Raw genomic sequence first — 20,827 nt, forward strand, 5'->3', positions numbered from 1 at the left:
GAGGCGGAGGCCGCCGAACTGCGCGCCCACCGGCCCGGCCCCCGCCCGCCGCTGCACCGGGCGCTGCGACCCGGCTCGGCGCTGCTGCCGATCGGCCTGCGGGTCGCGGTGGGCTGCGCCGCGGCCGGGTGGCTCTCGCTGGCGCTCGGCGTCGGCCGGCCGTACTGGGCGGTGGTCACCGCGGCCTCGGTGTTCCAGGCCAACAGCACGCTGTCCTGGCAGCGCGCGCTGCAGCGGGTGCTGGGCAACCTGCTCGGCCTCGCCGCGTTCACCGCCGTCCTGCCCGTCGCGCACTCGGGCCCGGTGACGCTGATCGCGCTGGGACTGCTCTGCCAGTTCGGCGCGGAGGCGACGATTGCCCGCAGCTACTGGCTGGCCACCGTCTTCGTCACCCCGATGGCACTGCTGATGACCGAGTTCGCCGGCCTGCAGCCCGCCCGGGCGCTGGTCGCCGACCGCTGGCTGGACACCTGCGTGGGCGCGCTGACCGGTCTCGCCGCCTGCCTGCTGGTCACCAACCGGCGCACCGCCACCCGGCTGTCCCGCGCGCTGGCCGGGGTCGAGACCGCCACCCGACGGGCCGGGGCCGCCGTCGCGACCGTCGCCGCCGGCTCCGAGACCGCCGAGGCCCGGACCGGCCTGGCCACCGCCCTGCTGGAACTGCGCGAGGCCGCCGACGCCGCCACCGGCGAGTGGCGCCGCCCCGCCCTCCCGCACCAGCGCACCGCCGACACCGAATGCCACGCCCACCACCTGCTGGCGGCCCTGCTGGAACGGCGGGGCACCGGAGCGCGCGCCGTCTAGGATGTCGGCCAGTCGACGGATGGTCGGCCCGTCGAGGGACGGTCGGACGATCGGACGGCCAGTCGGTCGCGGAACGGGAGCAGCGCACGTGGAGGACGTCGTCGCAGGTGTGCTGCGCCAGTGGGAGCGCGCCTACCCGGGCCTGGACACCGGCCCGATCGCCGTCCTCGGCCGGATCAACCGCTGCGCCGCACTGCTCCAGCAGACCCCCGACCCGCTCACCCGGACCGGCCTCACCCGCGCCGAGTTCGACATCCTCGGCGCCCTGCGCCGGGTCGACCGCGAGCTGACGCCCACCCAGCTGGCCCGCGAGAGCTTCGCCTCCGGCGCCGCCGTCACCAAGCGCCTGCGCCTGTTGGAGGACCGCGGCCTGGTGAGCCGCCGCCCCGACGACCGCGACCGCCGGGTCGCCCACCTCTCCCTCACCGACGCGGGCCGCGAACTGGTCGACGGCCTGATCCAGGAACTCGTCGCCTACGACCGCGCCCTGCTCGCCGGCCTCACCCCCGACGAACAGGCCCACCTCGCCGACGCCCTGGCCGGCCTCCTCAACACCCTCGAGGGCACCATCGGCCGCCCCCCGCGGTGAGCGCCCCCCACCCGGACCGCCCCCTTCGCCCAACAGCCGCCCCGGCAGGCCGTTTTTCCCTCCTTGATCGGCCCCGAGCGGTCCGCCGCTCGGCGTAGCCTTCGTGCATGGCAGAGAGCAAGGTCCGGAAGGCGACGGCGCCGAAGCAGGCCGCGGAGAAGCCGGTCGGGAAGAAGCCGGCGGCGCAGAAGCAGGCCGTGAAGAAGACGGCCGTGAAGCAGGCGGCCGTGAAGCAGGCGGTGAAGAAGGCGGCCGTGAAGCCGGCCGTGAAGCCGAGGAAGCCGGAGTCGCACCTGGCGATGGTGCGGCGGGCCCGGCGGATCAACCGTGAGCTGGCGGAGCTGTACCCGTACGCGCACCCGGAGCTGGACTTCGAGAACCCGTTCCAACTGCTGGTGGCCACCGTGCTGTCGGCGCAGACGACGGACCTGCGGGTGAACCAGACCACCCCGGCGCTGTTCGCCAAGTACCCGACGCCGGAGGACATGGCGGCGGCGAACCCGGAGGAGCTGGAGGGGATCATCCGGCCGACCGGCTTCTTCCGGAACAAGGCGAAGTCGCTGATCGGCCTGTCGACCGCGCTGCGCGACGAGTTCGGCGGCGAGGTCCCGGGCCGGCTGGCCGATCTGGTGACGCTGCCCGGGGTCGGCCGCAAGACCGCCAACGTCGTGCTCGGCAACGCCTTCGGCGTCCCCGGGATCACCGTGGACACCCACTTCGGACGGCTGGCCCGGCGGTTCGGCTGGACGACCGAGGAGGACCCGGTGAAGGTCGAGCTGGCCGTCGCGGAGATCTTCCCGAAGTCGGAGTGGACGATGCTCTCGCACCGGGTGGTCTTCCACGGCCGCCGGATCTGCCACTCCCAGAGGCCCGCCTGCGGGGCCTGCCCGATCGCGCCGCTCTGCCCCTCGTACGGGGAGGGCGAGCTGGACCAGGAGAAGGCCCGCAAGCTGCTCAAGTACGAGATGGGAGGCCAGCCCGGTCAGCGGCTGAAGCCGCCGTCGGACTTCCCCGGCGAGGCGGCCGCCCGCGCGGACGCCGACGCCCACCAGGGCCGGGTCGCGGACCTGGGGGTGGAGGCGTGACCACCACTGCCATCGAGCGGAACGGCCTGCCGGACTGGCTGGAGCCGGTCCGGGACGCGGCCGAGCGGGTGCTGCCGGAGCAGCTGAGCCGTTTCCTGCCGCCGCGCGAGGGCGGCCGGGCGGCGGCCGTGCTGATGCTGTTCGGCGAGGGGCCGGACGGACCGGACCTGCTGCTGATCGAGCGGGCCCGCTCGCTGCGGTCGCACGCCGGCCAGCCGTCCTTCCCGGGCGGCGCGCTGGACCCGGAGGACGGTGACCCGGACGGCCCCGGCCCGGTCGCGGCGGCGCTGCGCGAGGCCTGGGAGGAGACCGGCCTGGACCCGGCGGGGGTGCAGGTCTTCGCCGAGCTGCCCCGGCTGTACATCCCGGTGAGCAGCTTCGTGGTGACCCCGGTGCTGGGCTGGTGGCGCGAGGAGTCGCCGGTGCGCCCGGTGGACCAGGGCGAGACCGGCGCGGTGTTCCGGGTGACGATCGCCGACCTGGCGGACCCGGCGAACCGGGTCCGGCTGCGGCACCCGTCCGGGCACGTCGGGCCGGCCTTCGCGGTCGCCGGGCGGCTGGTCTGGGGGTTCACCGCCGGGGTGATCGACCGGGTGCTGCACCACAGCGGACTGGAGCTGCCCTGGGACCCGTCCCGGGTCGTCGACCTCTCGGACGACGCGCTGGCGCTCGTCCAGGGCGACCTCGAACACTCCCGGGCCCTGCCGGGTGGCGACCCCGACGGCTCGTGACGGGCCGTCGGCGCGGCACGGTCGCGAAGCGTGGGAGGGTGTCGGAGTGAACGTCCTGGATGTGCTGCTGGTCCTCGCCGCCGTCGGATTCGCCATTTCGGGCTACCGGCAGGGCTTCGTGGTGGGCGTCCTGTCGCTCGTCGGCTTCCTCGGCGGCGGCCTGCTGGCCGTCCAGCTGCTGCCTCTGCTGCTCGACCACCTCAGCCCCGGCACCACGGCCTCGGTGGTGGCGGTCGTGGTGGTGATCGTCTGTGCCGCGGTCGGCCAGGCGGTCACCGCGCACTACGGCTGGAAGCTGCGCGGGCACATCGACCGCCGCCCGGCCCGGGTGCTGGACGCGTCCGGCGGCGCGGTGGTCAACGTGATCTCGATGCTGCTGGTGGCCTGGCTGATCGGCTCCGCGCTGGCCGGGACGTCGCTGCCGACGGTCTCCAAGCAGGTCCGTTCCTCGGCGATCCTCGGCGGCGTCCAGAACGCGCTGCCCGGCGACGCGCCGAACTGGTTCTCCGACTTCTCCAAGGTGCTGGCCCGCAACGGCTTCCCGCAGGTCTTCAACCCCTTCGAGCACGAGCCGATCACCCAGGTCGACAGCCCCGACCCGGCACTGGCCAACAGCCCGGCGGTGACCAAGGCGCGGCAGAGCCTGGTCAAGGTGGTCGGCACCGCGACCTCCTGCGGCAAGACCCTGGAGGGCAGCGGCTTCGTCTTCGCCCCGCACCGGGTGATGACCAACGCCCACGTGGTCGGCGGCGTCGACGAGCCGACCGTGCAGATCGGCGGGGTCGGCCAGCTGTACGACGCCACGGTGGTCCGCTACGACTGGCAGCGCGACATCGCCGTCCTGGACGTGCCCAAGCTGACCGCGCCCGCGCTGACCTTCGCGGGCGAGGCGAAGACCAACGACAGCGCGATCGTCGCCGGCTTCCCCGAGAACGGCGCCTTCAACGTCCAGCCCGCCCGCATCCGCGGCCGGATCCAGGCCAACGGCCCGGACATCTACCATCGCGGCCAGGTGGTGCGCGATGTCTACTCGGTGCGCTCGCTGGTCCGCCAGGGCAACAGTGGCGGCCCGCTGCTCACTCCCGACGGCCAGGTGTACGGCGTGGTGTTCGCCAAGTCCCTGGACAGCGCCGACACCGGGTACGTGCTCACCTCGGCCGAGGTGCGCGATGACGTGACGGCGGGCAGCGCCGCGACCGCCAGGGTGGACACCCAGGGCTGCGCGCTCTGACGCCACGGGGGCCCGCCGACACGTGATCCGTCGTATCGTCAGCCCGCCCTGATAGCCTCGGCCGCGCTCACCCGTTCGGCTCAACCGGGGTGCCGTCCCGGAGTGAGCCTACGGGAGGTCGTGGCAGTCCGATGATGGGTCATTCGCACGCGGTGAGCGGGGCGATGCTGTACGCGGCCTCCGCCCCGTTCCTGCCTCCGCTGCTGCTGCACACCACGCTGCAGCCGGCGGACATACTGATGGGCACGGTGCTGTGCGCGGGCGCGGCGCTGCTGCCGGACCTCGACCACCACGACGGTTCGATCGCCAACTTCCTCGGCCCGCTCTCCAAGGCGCTCTGCCGCTTCGTGGCCTGGGCCTCGGGCGGGCACCGGCACGCCACCCACTCGCTGCTGTTCGTCGCGCTGATGGGCGGCGGCACCTGGGCCGGCGTCACCTTCCTGGGCCGCTACTTCACCCTCACGGTGACGTTCTTCCTGCTGGCACTGGCGATCCGGGCGCTGCGGCTCTGTCCGCCGAGCAACGGCCCGGAGGCGTGGATCACCGTCATCGGCCTGGCTTCGCTCGGCACCTTCGGGATGAACACCTGGATGCCCAACTCGCCCGGCTGGCTGCCGTACGCGGTCGGACTGGGCACGCTGGCGCACCTGCTCGGCGACTGCCTGACCAAGAAGGGCGCGCCGCTGCTGTGGCCGCACAAGGAGCGCTACGAGATCGTGCTGATCAAGCGCAGCGGCAACAACGTCGAGACCAAGGTGCTGGTGCCGATCATGTCGGTGGCGACCTTCGTCCTGCTCTGGTTCACGGCGCTGTCACCGCAGATCGTGAACTGACCGGCCGTCGACCGGCCTGCTGACGCGGCGCGAGGCCTCAGGTCTCGCGCCGCAGTCGTGCGCCCACCCACCGGGCGCGCCGGCCGAGGATGCGCGGGATACCCATCTGCCGCTGCGCCCCGCGCTGGCGGCGGTCGAGGCCGTCGAAGCCGAGGTCCTCCGACCAGTCCGGGCGGTGGGCGGAGCGCTGGGGGCTGTTGTGGCGTCGGCCGCGCGGGGCGTCGCCGCTATCGGGCATCCAGGTCATACCGGAATGGATGCCCCTGGGCCGGTGGGAGTAACCGTCCGGGTTCGCCGAAACTCGCCCATGCACATGTCATATGAGCGCAACATCAAGGGAGTTGGGACCTTCGACCGGCCCCGGGCGGCCCGCCGGCCGTCACTCCTTGTGGCGACCGACCCAGTCCAGCAGCTCCGCGGTGAACTCCTCCGGCGCCTCCTCGTGCGGGAAGTGCCCGACCCCCGGCAGCAGCCGCCAGCGGTACGGCGCCGCCACGTACTCGCCGCCGCCCAGCGCGGTGTGCGACAGCAGCACCGGGTCCGAGGCGCCCTGGACCTGCAGGGTCGGCGCGGTGATCGGCTTCTTCATCCGCCGGGCGAACTGGATGCCGTCCGGGCGTGCCATCGAGCGCAGCAGCCAGCGGAACGGCTCGATCGAGCAGTGCGCGGTGCTGGGGATCCGGATCGCCTGCCGGTACGCGTGCACGGCGGCCTCGTCCAGCTTGTTCGGCCCGGTCCACTCGTCCAGGTAGCGGCCCACCAGCGCGGCGTCGTCCGCGACCAGCCGGCGTTCCGGTATCCACGGCCGCTGGAAGCCCAGCACGTGGTCGAAGGCGGCCATCTGCTTGCGGTCCGTCAGCAGGGCCCGGCGGAGGTCCCGGGGGTGCGCCGCGGAGACCACGGTGAGGCTCTGGATCACCGACGGGCGCATCACCGCCGCCACCCAGGCCAGGGTGCCGCCGGAGGCGTGCCCGACCAGGTGCGCCCGGCGCTCGCCGAGCGAGCGGATCACGCCGGTGATGTCCAGGGCCAGGTTGCCCGGGTCGTAGCCGCGCGGGGTGCGGTCGCTGCCGCCGATGCCCCGCAGGTCGAGCGCCACCGCGCGGTAGCCGGCCGCGGCGAGCACGGTCAGCTGGTGGCGCCAGGCCCACCAGTACTCGGGCCAGCCGTGCACCAGCAGCACCAGCGGACCGGAGCCCAGCTCGGTGATGTGGAAGCGGGCGCCGTTGGCCGCCAGGTCGCGGTGCGTCCAGGGGCCGGACTGCCGGATGCTCCAGGCCTCGCCGACGGCACCGTCGGCACCGTCGTCGGACCGTCCGGGGACGGGGGCACCCGCGGTGGACTCCGGGCCGGAGTCCGGGCCGGAGTCTGGGCCGGAAGCGGCGGACGGCTGCGCGGTAGCGGGCTTGTGGTCGAGCGGCATACCGAGAGCGTGTCACATCCGTGCGACGGACATGTGCCCGGCACTCGCCGTCGGCGGGTCCGGGCACGTCGGTCGCGGGTCCGGTTACGGGATGCGGCCCAGGCCCCGGTCGATCTCCTCCTGGGTGGCCGGACGCGGCCGGGCGTTCTTCAGCACCTCGGCGGTCTTCTGGACGCCCTCGATGGTGCGCTCCGGCTTGTGGATCTTCTTGAAGAAGCGCCTCGCCAACAGGAAGAGCACCCCGGCGAGCACCCAGTAGGCGGCCGCCACGATGAGGAAGGACCAGCCGAGCGACAGGCCCAGCGCGTGGATGCCGAAGGCGAACGCGGCGCTCAGCATCGGCACGGAGAACAGGATCACCACGAGGGCGATACCGACCGAGACACCGCCGGAGACACCGCGCTTGACGTCCGCCTTGATCTCGGACTTGGCGAGCGCGATCTCGTCGTGCACGAGTGCGCTCAGATCGGCGGTGGCCGCCGCGAACAGCTGCCCCACCGAACGCTCGCCCTCGTAGGGCGCCCGGCCGTTGCTGGACGGGTCTGCGGCTCCTGCGGGCATCAGCGGTTCTCCTCTGCGGCTGCTGCGGCGTGACGCCGTCGCGGGGTGCGGTCTCCGGGGCCGGTGGGGGTTCCGGAGGCGTCACTGGTGTGTCGACAGCTCAGAATCATGCCCCTACCGGTCAGTCGGACACCACTCCGGGGCCCCGCCGGAGGGACGTGTCCCGGCTTCGGAAGGTCGTTGGGAGGCCCGGGGGAACCGCTGGGGAACGCCCTGTGGGAGCCCTGAGGGAGGCCTGCGGGATCCCGGTGGGAGGCCTGTGACGGCCTCCCAGGGGGCTCAGCGGTCGGCCGCGGGCCCCTCACCGGGCAGCCGCCGGGCAGCCTCGGTGACCGCCGCCGCGTCGGCGTTCCGGGCCCGCCAGGCCGGGTCGTCCTGCTGGTAGACGTCCGGGACGCCGTCGCCGTCCTCGTCCCGGTCCTCCTCCTCGCACAGCGCGCGGTAGTGCCGGTTGCGCAGCTTCAGCAGCACGGTGGCGACCACCGCGCAGAGCAGCGAACCGACCAGGACGGCCGTCTTGGAGCGGTCGGCGAGCGCCAGGTCGTGCGGGAACGCCAGTTCGCTGATCAGCAGCGAGACGGTGAAGCCGATCCCGGCGAGCACCGCGACGGCGAACAGGTCGGCCCACTTGAGCTGGGGGTTCAGCTCGGCCCGGGTGAACCGGGCGGCCAGCCAGGTGCCGCCGAATATGCCCACCGTCTTGCCGACCAGCAGCCCGATCACGATGCCGAGCGGGGTGGCCTGGGTGAACACCTCGCGCAATGCCGGGCCGGAGATCGTCACCCCGGCCGCGAACAGCGCGAACAGCGGGACGGCCAGCCCGGCGGAGAGCGGGCGGACCAGGTGCTCGATGTGCTCGCCGGGGGAGTGCTTCTCGTCGCCCTCCCGGTGGCAGCGCAGCATCAGGCCCATCGCGACGCCCGCCACCGTGGCGTGGATGCCGCTCTCGTGCATCAGCGCCCAGACCACGAGGGCCAGCGGCACGAACAGGTACCAGCCCTTCACCCCGCGCCGGTGCAGGAACCAGAACAGCACCAGGCCGGCGAAGGCCAGGCCGAGCGCCCAGAACTTGATCCCGGAGCTGTAGAAGATCGCGATGATCAGGATCGCGATCAGGTCGTCGACCACGGCCAGGGTGAGCAGGAAGGCACGCAGCGCCGAGGGCAGGTGGCTGCCGACCACGGCCAGCACGCCGAGGGCGAAGGCGATGTCGGTGGCGGTCGGGATGGCCCAGCCGCCGGGGTGGCCGCCGCTGCCGGAGTTGATCAGGGCGAACAGGATCGCGGGCAGGGCGACGCCGCAGACCGCCGCGATCACCGGGAGCGCGGCCGCGGCCGGGCTGCGCAGCTCGCCCGCGACGAACTCGCGCTTGAGCTCGATGCCGGCCACGAAGAAGAAGATCGTCAGCAGGCCGTCCTTGGCCCAGTTGGCCAGGGTGAGGTCGAGGTGGAGCGGGGCGGACGGGCCGATCTTGTAGTCGAGCATGCTCTCGTACGCGTGCGGCCAGACGTTCGCCCAGATCAGCGCGACCACGGCGGCGGTCAGCAGCAGCATGCCGCCGACCGTCTCGGTGCGCAGGGCGTCGGTGATGAAGGTGCGCTCGGGCAGTGACAGCCGACCGAGGAACTGCCGGCGGCGGGTCGTCGGCTCGTGGACGGGCGGCTGGTCGGTCACGGGGACCTCCTGGGCTGGGAGCGGCAACGGTTGCACGGGTGGTGCAGTTGCCGACCAGACTTCCCGGCGCGCCCTGTGACGCCCGCGAATCCTGCTCAAGGATCTTGATGCGTCCTTAACAGTCTAGCGGGATGTTCGGGTGACGTCCGGATTGTCCTTATAAAGGACTTAAGCCCTGTGGGCCGATTCTGCACTCCCGGGGAGCAGCGGACCGGCACCCGAACGGCTCAGGCCGAGTGCAGTCGGGTGAACGGCTCCCTGAGGTCGGTGACAGGCGCCCGCCCGGTCCGGGCCGGTGCGAACCCCTCCCTGTCCGCTGTTCCGGCTGTACTGCTGGAGGCACGACCATGCCCGGTGGCGGCACCACCATGCCCCAACCGCCCCTCTTACCCGGTGAGCCCGCCGGCCCGAACGATCCGAACGGCGCTGAGCCGCGTTCGGACGTTCCCCCGAGGGCTTCTCCGGGAGGCGTCCCCGGTCGTCCCCGAGGTCCCTGATGCCTCTGATGTTCCCGACTCCCCGGCGTCCCGTCCGACCTCGACCGGCTGCTCCGCCCGCTGTTCCGCACCGCCGGCCCGGACGGCGGCGTCGCCGTCGTGGTGATCCGCGGTGATGAGCGGACGGTCGCCTGCCGCGGGCACTCCGACCACTCCGGACTCCACCCCGTCCGGGCGGACACCCGGTTCGAGGTCGGATCCGTGACCAAGACGCGCACCTGTCGCTGGACGCCGTGCCCCTGCCCGAGCGGGCCGACGCGCCGGCGCTGCGAACGGCGCTCGGCGAGGTCCGCCGGCCGCGGGTGGGGCGGCGCTGCGGCGGCACCCGGTTCTGCCTGGGCTGGACGCAGCGCCTGTCGGCCGGTCAGGTCGTCGGTGACGGTGACGGTGACGATAGCGATGGTGACGTGGCCGGCCTGGCGGATGCGCCGGCGAGGGAGGGGGCCGAGGAACTGGTGTTCCACGCCGGGTCGACCCGGGGGTTCAGCGCCTTCGTCGGGTGCAGTCCACGGGCCCAGGTCGGGCTGGCGGTGCTGACCGGGGCACGCTCGGGGGTGCGGATCGCGCGCGGCCGGGGCTTCGTCCAGAGCGCGTACGAGACTCTGCGCACCCTGGCCGCGCAGCGTGCGGCGGCGACGGGCGCGACGGGCGCGAGGGCGGCGACGGCCGCCGGGGCGTGACCCCTTCGCGGACGCGACGACGGGGCCCCGGGCGGTGATCACCGCCCGGGGCCCCGGTCACTGCTCGGGCCCGCTCGACCGTCGGCGCCCTCGTACTCCGGGGCGCCGCCCGGTCATCGGACTGTCCGGTCCTTGAACCGTCCGGCCGCTCGGCCGTCAGGGTGTCAGGCCGTCAGGGCCACACTCAGCCGTTGCTGCTGCTCGGCGGCAGCTGGGCCTGGATCTGGCTCATCACCGTGCTGTCGGCGAGGGTGGTGGTGTCACCGATCTCGCGGCCCTCGGCGATGTCGCGCAGCAGGCGGCGCATGATCTTGCCGGAGCGGGTCTTCGGCAGCTCGCCGACCACCTTGATCTGCTTCGGCTTGGCGATCGGGCCGAGCGTGCGGCCGACGTGCGCCCGCAGCTCCTCGACCAGCTCGGGGCTCTCGGTGACGCCGCCGCGCAGGATCACGAAGGCGACGATGGCCTGGCCGGTGGTCGTGTCGGCGGCGCCGACGACGGCGGACTCGGCCACCGACGGGTGGCCGACCAGGGCCGACTCGACCTCGGTGGTGGAGATGTTGTGGCCCGAGACCAGCATGACGTCGTCGACCCGGCCGAGCAGCCAGATGTCGCCGTCCTCGTCCTTCTTGGCACCGTCACCGGCGAAGTAGCGGCCCTCGAAGCGCGACCAGTAGGTGTCGATGTAGCGCTGGTCGTCGCCCCAGATGGTGCGGAGCATGGACGGCCACGGCTCGGTGAGCACCAGGTAGCCGCCGGAGCCGTTCGGGACCTCGTTGGCGTCGTCGTCCACCACGGTGGCCGCGATGCCCGGCAGGGCGCGCTGGGCCGATCCCGGCTTGGTCTCGGTGACGCCCGGCAGCGGGCTGATCATCATGGCGCCGGTCTCGGTCTGCCACCAGGTGTCCACGATCGGGCAGGTGCCGCCGCCGATGTGCTCGCGGTACCAGATCCACGCCTCGGGGTTGATCGGCTCGCCGACGCTGCCCAGCACCCGCAGCGAGGACAGGTCGAACTTCGCGGGGATGTCGTCGCCCCACTTCATGAAGGTGCGGATCGCGGTCGGCGCGGTGTAGAGGATCGTCACGCCGTACTTCTGGACGATCTCCCAGAACCGGCCCTGGTGCGGGGTGTCCGGGGTGCCCTCGTAGATGACCTGGGTGGCGCCGTTGGAGAGCGGGCCGTAGACGATGTACGAGTGGCCGGTGACCCAGCCGATGTCGGCGGTGCACCAGTAGACGTCGGTCTCCGGCTTGAGGTCGAAGACCGCGTGGTGGGTGTAGCTGGCCTGGGTGAGGTAGCCGCCCGAGGTGTGCAGGATGCCCTTGGGCTTACCGGTGGTGCCCGAGGTGTAGAGGATGAACAGCGGGTGCTCGGCGTCGTGCGCCTCGGGGGCGTGCTCGGTGGACTGACGCGCGGTGATCTCGTGCCACCAGACGTCGCGGCCCTCGGTCCAGGCGATCTCCTGCTCGGTGCGGCGGATCACCAGGACGTGCTCGACGCCGTCGACCTTGGTGAGCGCCTCGTCGATGGCGGGCTTGAGCGCGGAGGGCTTGCCGCGGCGGTAGCCGCCGTCGGCGGTGATGACGAGCTTGGCCTGGGCGTCCTGGATGCGGGAGGCGACGGCGTCGGCGGAGAAACCGCCGAAGACCACCGAGTGGGTGGCGCCGATCCGGGCACAGGCGAGCATCGCGACGACCGCCTCGGCGATCATCGGCAGGTAGACCGCGACCCGGTCGCCCTTGCGGACGCCGAGCTCCAGCAGCGCGTTGGCGGCCTGCGAGACCTCGTCCTTGAGCTGGGCGTAGGTGATCGAGCGGCTGTCGCCGGGCTCGCCCTCGAAGTGGATGGCGACCCGGTCGCCGAGCCCGTTCTCGACGTGGCGGTCGACGCAGTTGTAGGCCACGTTGAGCTTGCCGTCGGCGAACCACTTGGCGAAGGGCGGGTTGGACCAGTCGAGCGTCTCGGTCGGCTCGACGGCCCAGCTGAGGCGGCGGGCCTGCTCGGCCCAGAAGCCCAGGCGGTCCTCAGAGGCCTGCGCGTAGGCGGCCGCGGTGACGTTGGCGGCTGCGGCGAGCTCTGCCGGCGGGGCGAAACGCCGCTCTTCCCTGAGCAGGTTGGCCAGGCTCTCGTTGCTCAACGCGCACTCCTCATCGAGTTCATGATCCGGGGCGATCCCGTGCGTGGGGATTGTCCCGTGTGTCCCAGTGCACAAGCTCACCAGGCGAATAGGGCACTTGACAAGAGGCTCCTTGGAATTGGTGTAGACCTATGACAGATCGTCGAACGACCGGCCGCGCGGTCCTCCGCTCGGGGCGGCAGACCGCGCGGCGGCCGGTGGGCCCGTGCCCCGGCCCGCCCGGCGGAGACACGGACCCGGCTCTCAGGCGGCCAGCTGGGGGCCCTCGTCGCTGCCGTCGACCGGAACCAGGCCGTCGATTCTCACCCGTTCGGCCGAATCCGTTGTCAGTCGGGCCTCGACCGGGCTGAACGTTCCGGCGGCGCGGTCGAGAACGTAGGCCTGGGCGGTGGCGAAGTCGAAGTACATCCCGACCAGTCGCAGAGCGCCCCCCTCTACCCGGCGCTCCACCGCCGGATTCGCCATCAGCTGGTCCAGCTGCTGCACCACGTTGGTGAGGCAGAGCTGCTCCGCGAGGTCCACCACCGGCCGGTCGGCGAACTCGGCCGGGGCCCGTCGGAGCCGGTCCAGCGAGCCACGGCCGTTGCGTAGCCAGCGGGTCAGCGGGGTGGGCGGCCCGGGGCGTTCGTGCACGCCGTCCAGCAGGGCCTTCATCGCACCGCAGCCGGAGTGGCCGCAGACCGTGATCGAGCGCACCTCCAGCGCCTCGACCGCGTACTGCACCGCGGCGGCCACCGAGTCGTCGGCCGCGCCGGGCTCGAACGGGGCCGGCACCAGGTTGCCCACGTTCCGGACGGTGAACAGGTCGCCCGGGCCGCTGTTGGTGATCATGCTGGTCACCATCCGGGAGTCCGCGCAGGTCAGGAAGAGCTGGGAGGGCGTCTGCCCCTCCCGGGCCAGCCGGGCGAGTTCGGGCCTGATCAGTGGGGCCGTGTGCTGCTGGAACACCCGGACGCCGTCCAGCAGCCGGCCGTGCGGGTCCTCCTGCTGCTCGATGCAGTGGTGCCCGACCCAGGGTGTCCAGGCCCGGCAGCGGTGCGGGCCCGGTGAACTGCCCGTCCGGACGGTGCCGTCGGGGTCGAGCACCTCGTCGCCCTGGCGCCGCGTCACCATCGTGACCCGACCGCCCGCCGCCTGGCGCCCCGTCCGCCAGTCGTGCAGCGTCTCGTACGCGGCGTGGTCCAGGAAGGAGCCGTCGTGCACCACGGTGACCTCGGCGGCCGCGGGGATCCCGGCCAGCGCCCGGCTCAGCCGGGGGACGGCGGTGAAGGTGAGCGGCCCGTGGGTCTGGACGGTGACCGAGCCGTCGGGGCCGGTCTCGACGTCCACATGGGCACGGGTCAGCCGGTACAGCGCGAGCAGCACGGCGGTCGCCGCACCGAGGCCGACGCCCCAGAGGACGCCGAAGGTCACCACGGTGAGCAGGGTGATCAGGTAGACCGGGAACTCGCGGTGCCGGTGCACGTTGCGGATGTGCGCGAAGCTCACCATCTGCAGCCCGACCACCAGCACCAGGGCGGCCAGGGCGGCCAGCGGGATCCGGCGCAGCCCGCCGGTCAGCGCCAGTGCGGCGGCGAGCACCCAGACGCCGTGCAGCACCGAGGCCCACCTGGTCTGCCCGCCGGCCCGCACGTTGGCGGTGCTGCGGACGGCGCCGCCGGCGATCGGCAGTCCGCCGACCAGCCCGCTGACCAGGTTGGAGAGGCCCTGCCCGCGCAGCTCGCGGTCGAGGTCGCCGGTGCGCTGGGACATCCGGTCGACGGCCACGGCGGACAGCAGCGATTCCACACTTGCGACGGCGGTGACGGTGAGGACGGCGGCGAGCACCCCGGCGAGCGAACCGTGCGGCAGGGCGGGCACGAGCGACTGCGGTTGCCAGGCGGGCAGTTCGATGTGGGCGACCCGCAGATCCAGGACGAGGGCGAGCGTGGTGGCGACGGCCACGGCGGCCAGCGGGCCGGGGATCTTGGCCAGGCGGGCGCCGAACTCCCCTGCACGGCATGGGAGTCGGCCGAGCCGGGGCCAGCCCAGCAGTACCGCCACGGTCACCGAGCCGGCCAGCAGCGCGGGTGGGTGCGGGCCGGCCAACTGCCCCGGCAGTGCGAGGAGGTTGGCGAGCGCCGAGCTCTGCGGCGAGCCGCCGAGGACGACGTGCAGCTGCGCGATGGCGATGGTGAGCCCGACCCCGGCCAGCATGCCGTGCACGATCGCGGGCGAGACCGCGAGCGCCGTCCGGGCCACCCGGCGTGCGCCGAGCAGGAGTTGGAGCACTCCGGCGGCGACGGTGACGGCACAGGTGGCCCGCCAGCCGTACTGGGCGATCAGCCCGGCGGTGATCACGGTCAGTGCGGCGGAGGGGCCGCTGACCATCAGCGGGGTGCCGCCGAACAGCCCGACCACGATGCCGCCCACGGCCGCCGCGGCCAGTCCTGCGGTGAGCGGGGCGCCGGTGGCGAGCGCGATGCCGAGGGAGAACGGCACGGCGATCAGGAAGACCACCAGGGAGGCGGAGAGGTCGTGTGCCCAGCGGGCGCGGGCACCGGGGCCCGGTGGCGCGTGGTCGGTGGTGTCGGAGGCGATGGGTGCGCTGGAGATGTCGAGGGTCATGGTCTTCCCGTCTGTCCGGGGGAACGAACGCAGTCAGGTCCGGTGGTGAGTCCGGGGTGGGGCTCGGGGGCGGATCGGCTGTCGTGGGTCGCGACGGTGTGGCGGGATGGTGTGGGCACGGCGGGGAATGCGGGTGTCACCGGCCGGCGTTGACCATCAGGGCCCGCCAGGGTCCGGGGCGAGATGCGGGATATCTCGCCGTGGACCGTCGGGACGGGCTGTCAAGACTCGGTAAACCGAGAGTAATGAAAGCTTTGCACAGCGTCGCTCTCGGAGGGAAGTGGAATTCCGCTGGTTCACCCCATTGGGTGGTGTTCGAACCGACGGGAATCTGCTGGTGGGCGGCTCGGGCCGGCCCGGGAAGCGGTCGGCGGCGGCCGGGGGGCGGTACGGCGAACGGGCCGCGGCCCTCCCCGGGGTGAGGGGGAGGCCGCGGCCCGTCCGGTCGGTGGCGGTGCCGTGTGCGATGGCGTGCGCGAGGGCGTCAGGCGGTGGCTCCCGCGGGGGCGGCCGGTGCGGCGTCGGCCGCGAACTCGCCCGGGAACCCACCCAGCACGAAGTCCTCATCCACCTGGGTCGAGAGGTCGACGCCCGCCTTGGCATTGGCCCAACTCTCCGCGTTGCGCTGGTGGAAGAGCACGGCCTGCTCCGTGTAGCGGCGCGCGTCGCGCAGCCCGTACGCCGCCTCGGCCTCGGCCCGCAGCTCCTCCAGCACGGCCCGGTTGGCCGGCTCCAGCGACTTCAGCGGCGGCTCGGCGCCCTGCTCCAGGCGGCGCACCCAGTCCGACTGCCCGAAGGTGGTGAGCAGGTCCTCGCCGACCTCGCGGCGCAGGAACGCCAGGTCGTCCGGGCCCTGCACCTTGTTGCCGACGACCCGCAGCTGGACGCCGAAGTCCCGGGCGTAGTCCTTGTACTGGCGGTAGACCGAGACGCCCTTGCGGGTCGGCTCGGCGACCAGGAAGGTCAGGTCGAAGCGGGTGAACAGCCCGGAGGCGAAGGAGTCCGAGCCGGCCGTCATGTCGGTGACCAGGTACTCGTCCGGGCCGTCCAGCAGGTGGTTGAGCAGCAGCTCCACCGCGCCGACCTTGGAGTGGTAGCAGGCCACCCCGAGGTCCTCCTCGGTGAACGCGCCGGTCGCCAGCAGTCGGACGGAGCCCTCGTCCAGGGCGATCGGGCGGGCACAGGCCGTGTAGACCGGGTTCTCCTCGACGATCCGCAGCAGGCGCGAACCACGGCCGGGCGGCGTGGTCTTGATCATCTCTTCGGCTGAGCGGATCAGCGGGTTGCTGCCGCGAAGGTAGTCCTTGATCTCCGGAAGGTACGCGCCGAGCGAGGGCAGTTCGGCGGCCTGGGTGTCCGTCAGTCCGAGGGCGGGGCCCAGGTGCTGGTTGATGTCGGCGTCGACGGCGATGACCGGGCGGCCGATGGCGGCCAGGTGGCGGATGAACAGTGCGGACAGCGTGGTCTTCCCGCTGCCGCCCTTGCCGACGAAGGCGATCTTCATCTGGGGCTCCGGCTCTCGCTCTGGGCCCTGGGGGTGGGCCGCGTGCTCAGGAGTGCGCGTGGGGGCACCCCTAATTGGAAATCGTTATCGTCTCCGATAGTGGACATGCTAGCCGGGGTTTGGGGTCCATCGGGGGAGGGGAGTGAGGATTGCCTCTAACGGGTGATGCGGGGTTGCTGTTCCAGGAGGGGCCGCCCGTTCATTACTCTCGGGTAGGTGAGCACTGGAACAGATCCCCTCGCCCCGTTGGCACAGCTCCCCGGGGTGCCCGACGCCGTGGCCGAGGTGCGCAAGGCCGTCGACCGGCTCTACGGCCACCGGGTGATGCGCCGCCGCGCGGCCGAGGTCACCTCCGAGTCCGCGCTGCGCGGCGCCCGTGCGTCGGCGGCCGTGGCCGGGGCCGACTGGCCGCTGGAGGAGGTCCGGCGCCGGACCGACTTCAGTGCGGACGCCGAGGCCCGTACGGTCGGCGCCGCCCTGCGGATCGCCGCCGAGGCGGGTCAGCTGCTCAGCGTCTGGCGGCACTCGCCGCTGCAGGTGCTGGCGCGGCTGCACCTGCTCGCGGTCGGCGACGCCGACCCGGCGGCCGGTCGGCCGCGCCGGGCCGGGGAGGGCGCCGAGGAACTGTTCCCGCTGGAGCTCGAGCCGGTGGAGAGCGTCCAGGTGGAAGCCGTGGACGGGCCGCTGCCCGTGCTGCCGCCCGCGCCCGACGCGGAGGAGGTCGCGGCCCGGCTGGACCAGCTCTCCCGGCTGCTGGTGGCCCGCGCGGAGGGCCAGGGCGTGGGCACGTCGGCCCTGGTGGTCGCCTCGGTGGTGCACGGCGAACTGCTCGCCCTGCGGCCGTTCGGCACCCACAACGGGCTGATCGCGCGCGCCGCCCAGCGGATCGTGCTGATCGCCGAGGGCCTCGACCCGAAGTCGATCTGCCCCGCCGAGGTCGGCCTGGCCGAGCTGGGCACCGGCACTTACCGGCGCGCCCTGGCGGGCTACCTGGCGGGCACGCCCGAGGGGATGGCCGCCTGGATCGCCCACTGCGGACGGGCGCTGCGGCTCGGGGTGCGGGAGAGCACGGCGGTCTGCGAGGCGATGCAGCGCGGGATGGCCTGAGCCCGAAGGGGCCGGTCCGCGGGCGTCGTGAGCGCCGCGGACACGAAGATGCGGCGGCACCTGATCCTGCTGGGTGCCGCCGCTGGTGCAGATACCGGGTGACCAAGCATGCACCGGAAGTGCCGATCAGACGGGGATCCTGCCCGTTCGTCTGGTCCGGCGGCCCGACAGCGGGTCGGCTGCATGTGGGTGCTCGGTTATCTGTACGTGCGGTCCGTGGGCCTGAACTGCGTTGTCGGTTTGACCTCTTCGGTCCTGACCGGGTCTCGCGGGCCGTGCTTCCTTTGTATCGCGTTTCGACCGAAAGGGGAACCCGAAACGAGAAGTCTGTGTCGATTGCCCGTTTTGGCCAGCTTTTGTGCTAGATCGCGGCCTTCTGCTGGACCCCTCAGACGGTGGGGCGGCGGCGCCTCGCCAGGTACCAGATGACCCCGGCGGTCACGGCGGCCGTCCCGACCGCCACGGCGGTCAGCACCGATCCGCTCGGCGCGGAGAACTCGGGCAGCCGACGTCGCAGTTGCACCGGCCGGTCGAAGACCAGCACCGGCCACTCCCGGGCCTGCGCCTCCTTGCGCAGCGCGCGGTCGGGGTTGACGGCCGAGGGGTGGCCGACCGCCTCCAGCAGTGGCAGGTCGGTCGAGGAGTCGCTGTAGGCGTAGGACTGGGCCAGGTCGTAGCCCTCCCGTCCGGCCAACTCCCGGATGGCCTCGGCCTTGTTCTCGGCGTAGGCGTAGTACTCGATCTCGCCCGTGTAGCAGCCGTCCTCGACCTTCAGCCGGGTGGCGATCACGTGGTCCGCGCCGAGCAGTTCGCCGATCGGCTCGACCACCTCGGAGCCGGAACTGCTGACGATCACCACGTCCCGGCCGGCCGCGTGGTGCTGTTCGATGAGCGAGGCGGCCTCGTCGTAGATGATCGGGTCGATCAGGTTGTGCAGCGTCTCGGCGACGATCTCGCGGACCTGCTGGACGTTCCAGCCCCGGGTGAGCGCGGAGAGGTACTCGCGCATCTTCTCCATCTGGTCGTGGTCCGCACCGCCGACCAGGAAGACGAACTGGGCGTACGCGCTGCGCAGTACGGCCCGACGGTTGATCAGGCCGCCCTGGTAGAACGGGCGGCTGAAGGCCAGCGCGCTCGACTTGGCGATGATGGTCTTGTCGAGATCGAAGAAGGCGGCCGTCCGCAGTCCGTTCGGCCGGGGGCGGGCGGGTGCGCCCGGCCCCTCGGTCCCGGTGGGGTCGCCCTGGGACTCGTCGCCGTGGTCGTCGGCGTTCTCGGTGGTGTCCACGGGAACCGAGGATAGAGGGAGCCACAAAACACCCCGCCATTCGGTGTACTCATGGGCGTGCGGGTTTGTGTTTCTGGCCGCTCGGGTACACCATGGAAGTCACGGATCGTTCGCGACCGTGCTAACCCGGTCCGGCTCCTCCCCCCCGAGTCGGGCTGTGGATAGACGACCCCCGCTCTCCCCCCCGGCGGGGGTCGTCGCACGTCCGGGGCCATTTTCAGGGCTTGAAGGCCCTTCGCGACGGCTCCGTGGGGGCTTCTCCGACGGTGTACAGGTGGTGTCGACGGCTCCGTCCGTCCACCACCTTTCGTCACTCTGCGTCGCCATTTGCTCAGGACGCGCACCAGGCGCGCGGCTGGTTCCGGTCGGCTCCGCGGGACGTGCCGGGGACCGGTGGGCGCGGCGGCCAGGGGATGCCGGGAAGACGGTCGGGCCGGGGAACGGCGGATGGCCGGTTCATCTCCGTGACCCCCTTTCGTCAATTCTTCGCCGAATAGCCCCCCGCCCGGGTGAACGTTTTCATCCACAGCCCACGGGTTATCCACAGGCAATCGGAACCCGGATGACGGAATCCGGATCTCCCCCCACCGTGATGGTCGGCGGCGGTCGCCGGGCAGGGCCTCATCCCCCTTCCTCTCCCAGAGGTCTGCCTGGCGGCCGTCCGCCGGATCCGTCCGACGCGCGCCGCGGTCGCCCCTGGTGGCCGGCGGCGCAGAGGGGAGCACACCATGTCGACACCGATCGCCGACCACGTCACCGCCGAGGGCCCCGCGGCCGCCGGGCCGCTCGTCGTCACCGAGGACGAGGGCTTGGCCGAACACCTGCTGCGGGTCTGCGCGGCGGCGGGCACCGAGCCGCGGCTGATCAGGGGCGCACCGCCGCCGCGCGAGCTGTGGGAGGCCGCCCCGCTGGTCCTGGTCGGGGACGACCAGGCGGAACACTGCGCCGGGCTGGGCAGGCGCGGCGGGGTGCTGCTGCTCGGGCTGGACCTCGACGATCCCGGGGTCTGGGTCAGAGCCGTCCAACTCGGCGCGGAGCACGTGCTGTTCCTGCCCGACGCCGAGGCCTGGCTGCTGGACCGGATCGCGGACGCGGCCGAGGGCGTCGGCTCCCCGGCGGTCACCGTGGCCGTGCTCGGCGGCCGGGGCGGGGCCGGAGCGTCCACCTTGGCCTGTGCCCTCGCGGTCACGGCCGCGCGGACGGGGCGGCGGACCATGCTCCTCGACGGTGATCCGCTGGGCGGAGGCCTGGACGTCCTGCTCGGCGGCGAGACCGCCCGCGGGCTGCGCTGGCCCGACCTGGCCGCTTCGCGCGGGCGGGTCAGCGGGGCCGAACTGGCCCGGGCGCTGCCGGCCCTCAAACGGCTCTCCGCGCTGTCCTGCCTGTCCTGGGACCGCGGCGACACCCTCACGGTGCCGCCGGAGGCCATGCGCAGCGTGCTGGCCGCCTCCCGGCGGCGCGGCGGGCTGGTGGTGGTCGACGTCCCGCGCCATCTGGACGCCGCCGCCGGGCAGGCGCTGGAGCAGTCCGACTTGGCGCTGCTGGTCGTCCCGGCCGAGTTGCGCGCGGTGGCGGCGGCCGACCGGGTCGCGTCGGCGGCCCGGATGCGGCTCGCGGACATCCGGGCCGTGGTGCGGCCGATGCGGTCCGGCGGGCTGCCGGCGCACCGGATCGCGCGCGGTCTGCGGCTGGAGCTGGCAGGGGAGTTGGAACCGGAACCGGGCCTGGCCGAGGACGTCGAGAAGGGCGTCCCACCCGGCATGCGGGACGGCGGCCCGCTCGCGCGCTTCTGCGCGACCTTCCTGAACGAGGTACTGCCGCCGGTGTCGGCGGTCGGAGGAGGTGTGTACTGATGGTCCGTCTTCGTAGGACAGGTCTTCGGGGCGTCGCCCCGGGCCCGGGCGGCGGTGCGCGGGAGCACCGACTGCTGCGGAGCGTGCCGCCGCCCGGCGGTCCGCCCCAGGCCGAGCACGGGCCCTGCCCGTACGGCCGGACGGCCCGCGAGGAGCGGGCGGCGGAGCTGGTGGACGCGGTACGGCTGCGGCTGGCCGAGTCCGGGGCCGCCCCGACGGC

At 72.9% G+C, this 20,827-nt stretch carries 18 protein-coding genes and 1 pseudogene; 11 read left to right on the plus strand and 8 right to left on the minus strand.

Features of this window, described 5'->3' with window-relative positions:
* The 6 genes from BG452_RS10030 to BG452_RS10055 form a co-directional block, all read left to right on the plus strand.
* Nucleotides 1-804 (plus strand): FUSC family protein (locus BG452_RS10030; protein ID WP_188303876.1); only part of this gene is annotated, 804 nt, incomplete at its 5' end.
* Nucleotides 805-892: 88 nt separating this feature from the next.
* Nucleotides 893-1,393: a MarR family winged helix-turn-helix transcriptional regulator gene (locus BG452_RS10035; protein WP_411292918.1), complete on the plus strand. Its 501-nt coding sequence runs from the start codon at nucleotides 893-895 to the stop codon at nucleotides 1,391-1,393.
* 107 nt (nucleotides 1,394-1,500) lie between these two features.
* Nucleotides 1,501-2,478: an endonuclease III gene (gene nth / locus BG452_RS10040; RefSeq protein ID WP_188303878.1), complete on the plus strand. Its 978-nt coding sequence runs from the start codon at nucleotides 1,501-1,503 to the stop codon at nucleotides 2,476-2,478.
* On the plus strand, nucleotides 2,475-3,209 hold the full coding sequence (locus BG452_RS10045; protein ID WP_188303879.1) for an NUDIX hydrolase: 735 nt from the start codon (nucleotides 2,475-2,477) through the stop codon (nucleotides 3,207-3,209). Before nth ends, BG452_RS10045 begins: the two co-directional genes overlap by 4 nt.
* A 46-nt stretch (nucleotides 3,210-3,255) precedes the next feature.
* Nucleotides 3,256-4,440: a MarP family serine protease gene (locus BG452_RS10050; RefSeq protein ID WP_188303880.1), complete on the plus strand. Its 1,185-nt coding sequence runs from the start codon at nucleotides 3,256-3,258 to the stop codon at nucleotides 4,438-4,440.
* A gap of 131 nt (nucleotides 4,441-4,571) precedes the next feature.
* On the plus strand, nucleotides 4,572-5,273 hold the full coding sequence (locus BG452_RS10055; protein WP_188303881.1) for a metal-dependent hydrolase: 702 nt from the start codon (nucleotides 4,572-4,574) through the stop codon (nucleotides 5,271-5,273).
* Between the two features lie 37 nt (nucleotides 5,274-5,310).
* Here the strand turns inward: BG452_RS10055 and BG452_RS10060 are convergent, their stop codons facing one another.
* The 4 genes from BG452_RS10060 to nhaA all read right to left on the minus strand — a co-directional run bounded on the left by BG452_RS10060 (nucleotide 5,311) and on the right by nhaA (nucleotide 8,931).
* Entirely contained in the window at nucleotides 5,311-5,520 is a 210-nt protein-coding gene (locus BG452_RS10060) for a hypothetical protein (protein ID WP_188303882.1), read from the minus strand.
* Between the two features lie 132 nt (nucleotides 5,521-5,652).
* A complete protein-coding gene (locus BG452_RS10065) occupies nucleotides 5,653-6,696 on the minus strand; it encodes an alpha/beta fold hydrolase (RefSeq protein WP_188303883.1) in 1,044 nt (347 codons plus the stop codon).
* A gap of 84 nt (nucleotides 6,697-6,780) precedes the next feature.
* Complete coding sequence (locus BG452_RS10070; protein WP_188303884.1) at nucleotides 6,781-7,257, minus strand: phage holin family protein; 477 nt, start codon at nucleotides 7,255-7,257, stop codon at nucleotides 6,781-6,783.
* A 279-nt stretch (nucleotides 7,258-7,536) separates the two neighbouring features.
* On the minus strand, nucleotides 7,537-8,931 hold the full coding sequence (nhaA, locus tag BG452_RS10075; protein ID WP_188303885.1) for a Na+/H+ antiporter NhaA: 1,395 nt from the start codon (nucleotides 8,929-8,931) through the stop codon (nucleotides 7,537-7,539).
* 557 nt (nucleotides 8,932-9,488) lie between these two features.
* Between nhaA and BG452_RS48055 the strand changes: the two are divergent.
* Both BG452_RS48055 and BG452_RS46995 read left to right on the plus strand, forming a co-directional pair.
* A pseudogene (locus BG452_RS48055) lies at nucleotides 9,489-9,638 on the plus strand (serine hydrolase); the annotation flags it as partial.
* A gap of 23 nt (nucleotides 9,639-9,661) precedes the next feature.
* A complete protein-coding gene (locus BG452_RS46995) occupies nucleotides 9,662-10,108 on the plus strand; it encodes a hypothetical protein (protein ID WP_262985995.1) in 447 nt (148 codons plus the stop codon).
* Between the two features lie 184 nt (nucleotides 10,109-10,292).
* Here BG452_RS46995 and acs read toward each other — a convergent pair whose 3' ends face one another.
* The 3 genes from acs to BG452_RS10095 form a co-directional block, all read right to left on the minus strand.
* Entirely contained in the window at nucleotides 10,293-12,248 is a 1,956-nt protein-coding gene (gene acs / locus BG452_RS10085; protein ID WP_188303887.1) for an acetate--CoA ligase, read from the minus strand.
* Nucleotides 12,249-12,491: 243 nt separating this feature from the next.
* Nucleotides 12,492-14,855: a SulP family inorganic anion transporter gene (locus tag BG452_RS10090; RefSeq protein ID WP_188303888.1), complete on the minus strand. Its 2,364-nt coding sequence runs from the start codon at nucleotides 14,853-14,855 to the stop codon at nucleotides 12,492-12,494.
* Nucleotides 14,856-15,339: 484 nt separating this feature from the next.
* Nucleotides 15,340-16,359, minus strand: coding sequence for an ATP-binding protein (locus BG452_RS10095; protein WP_188303889.1), 1,020 nt, complete (start codon nucleotides 16,357-16,359; stop codon nucleotides 15,340-15,342).
* A 216-nt stretch (nucleotides 16,360-16,575) separates the two neighbouring features.
* Between BG452_RS10095 and BG452_RS10100 the strand changes: the two genes are divergently transcribed.
* Entirely contained in the window at nucleotides 16,576-17,466 is an 891-nt protein-coding gene (locus BG452_RS10100) for an oxidoreductase (RefSeq protein WP_188303890.1), read from the plus strand.
* Nucleotides 17,467-17,854: 388 nt separating this feature from the next.
* On the opposite strand, the gene BG452_RS10105 is transcribed toward BG452_RS10100, so the two are convergent.
* Nucleotides 17,855-18,652 (minus strand): HAD family hydrolase, encoded by a 798-nt coding sequence (locus BG452_RS10105; RefSeq protein WP_188303892.1) that lies wholly within the window; start codon nucleotides 18,650-18,652, stop codon nucleotides 17,855-17,857.
* An 830-nt stretch (nucleotides 18,653-19,482) separates the two neighbouring features.
* On the opposite strand from BG452_RS10105, the gene ssd reads away from it, so the two are divergent.
* Complete coding sequence (gene ssd, locus BG452_RS10110) at nucleotides 19,483-20,607, plus strand: septum site-determining protein Ssd (RefSeq protein WP_188303891.1); 1,125 nt, start codon at nucleotides 19,483-19,485, stop codon at nucleotides 20,605-20,607.
* Nucleotides 20,607-20,827: hypothetical protein (locus BG452_RS10115; protein WP_223242011.1), on the plus strand; the 221-nt coding region annotated here is incomplete at its 3' end. The genes ssd and BG452_RS10115, both read left to right, overlap by 1 nt.

The sequence above is a fragment of the Streptomyces sp. CBMA123 genome, assembly GCF_014596465.1.
Classification (GTDB): domain Bacteria; phylum Actinomycetota; class Actinomycetes; order Streptomycetales; family Streptomycetaceae; genus Kitasatospora.

Coding starts and splice junctions, on each gene's coding strand:
- nth (WP_188303878.1), top strand. CDS start 1,501: ATGGCAGAGAGCAAGGTCCGGAAGGCGACGGCGCCGAAGCAGGCCGCG.
- BG452_RS10055 (WP_188303881.1), top strand. CDS start 4,572: ATGATGGGTCATTCGCACGCGGTGAGCGGGGCGATGCTGTACGCGGCC.
- BG452_RS10060 (WP_188303882.1), bottom strand. CDS start 5,520: ATGACCTGGATGCCCGATAGCGGCGACGCCCCGCGCGGCCGACGCCAC.
- BG452_RS10065 (WP_188303883.1), bottom strand. CDS start 6,696: ATGCCGCTCGACCACAAGCCCGCTACCGCGCAGCCGTCCGCCGCTTCC.
- BG452_RS10070 (WP_188303884.1), bottom strand. CDS start 7,257: ATGCCCGCAGGAGCCGCAGACCCGTCCAGCAACGGCCGGGCGCCCTAC.
- BG452_RS10090 (WP_188303888.1), bottom strand. CDS start 14,855: ATGACCCTCGACATCTCCAGCGCACCCATCGCCTCCGACACCACCGAC.
- BG452_RS10095 (WP_188303889.1), bottom strand. CDS start 16,359: ATGAAGATCGCCTTCGTCGGCAAGGGCGGCAGCGGGAAGACCACGCTG.
- ssd (WP_188303891.1), top strand. CDS start 19,483: ATGTCGACACCGATCGCCGACCACGTCACCGCCGAGGGCCCCGCGGCC.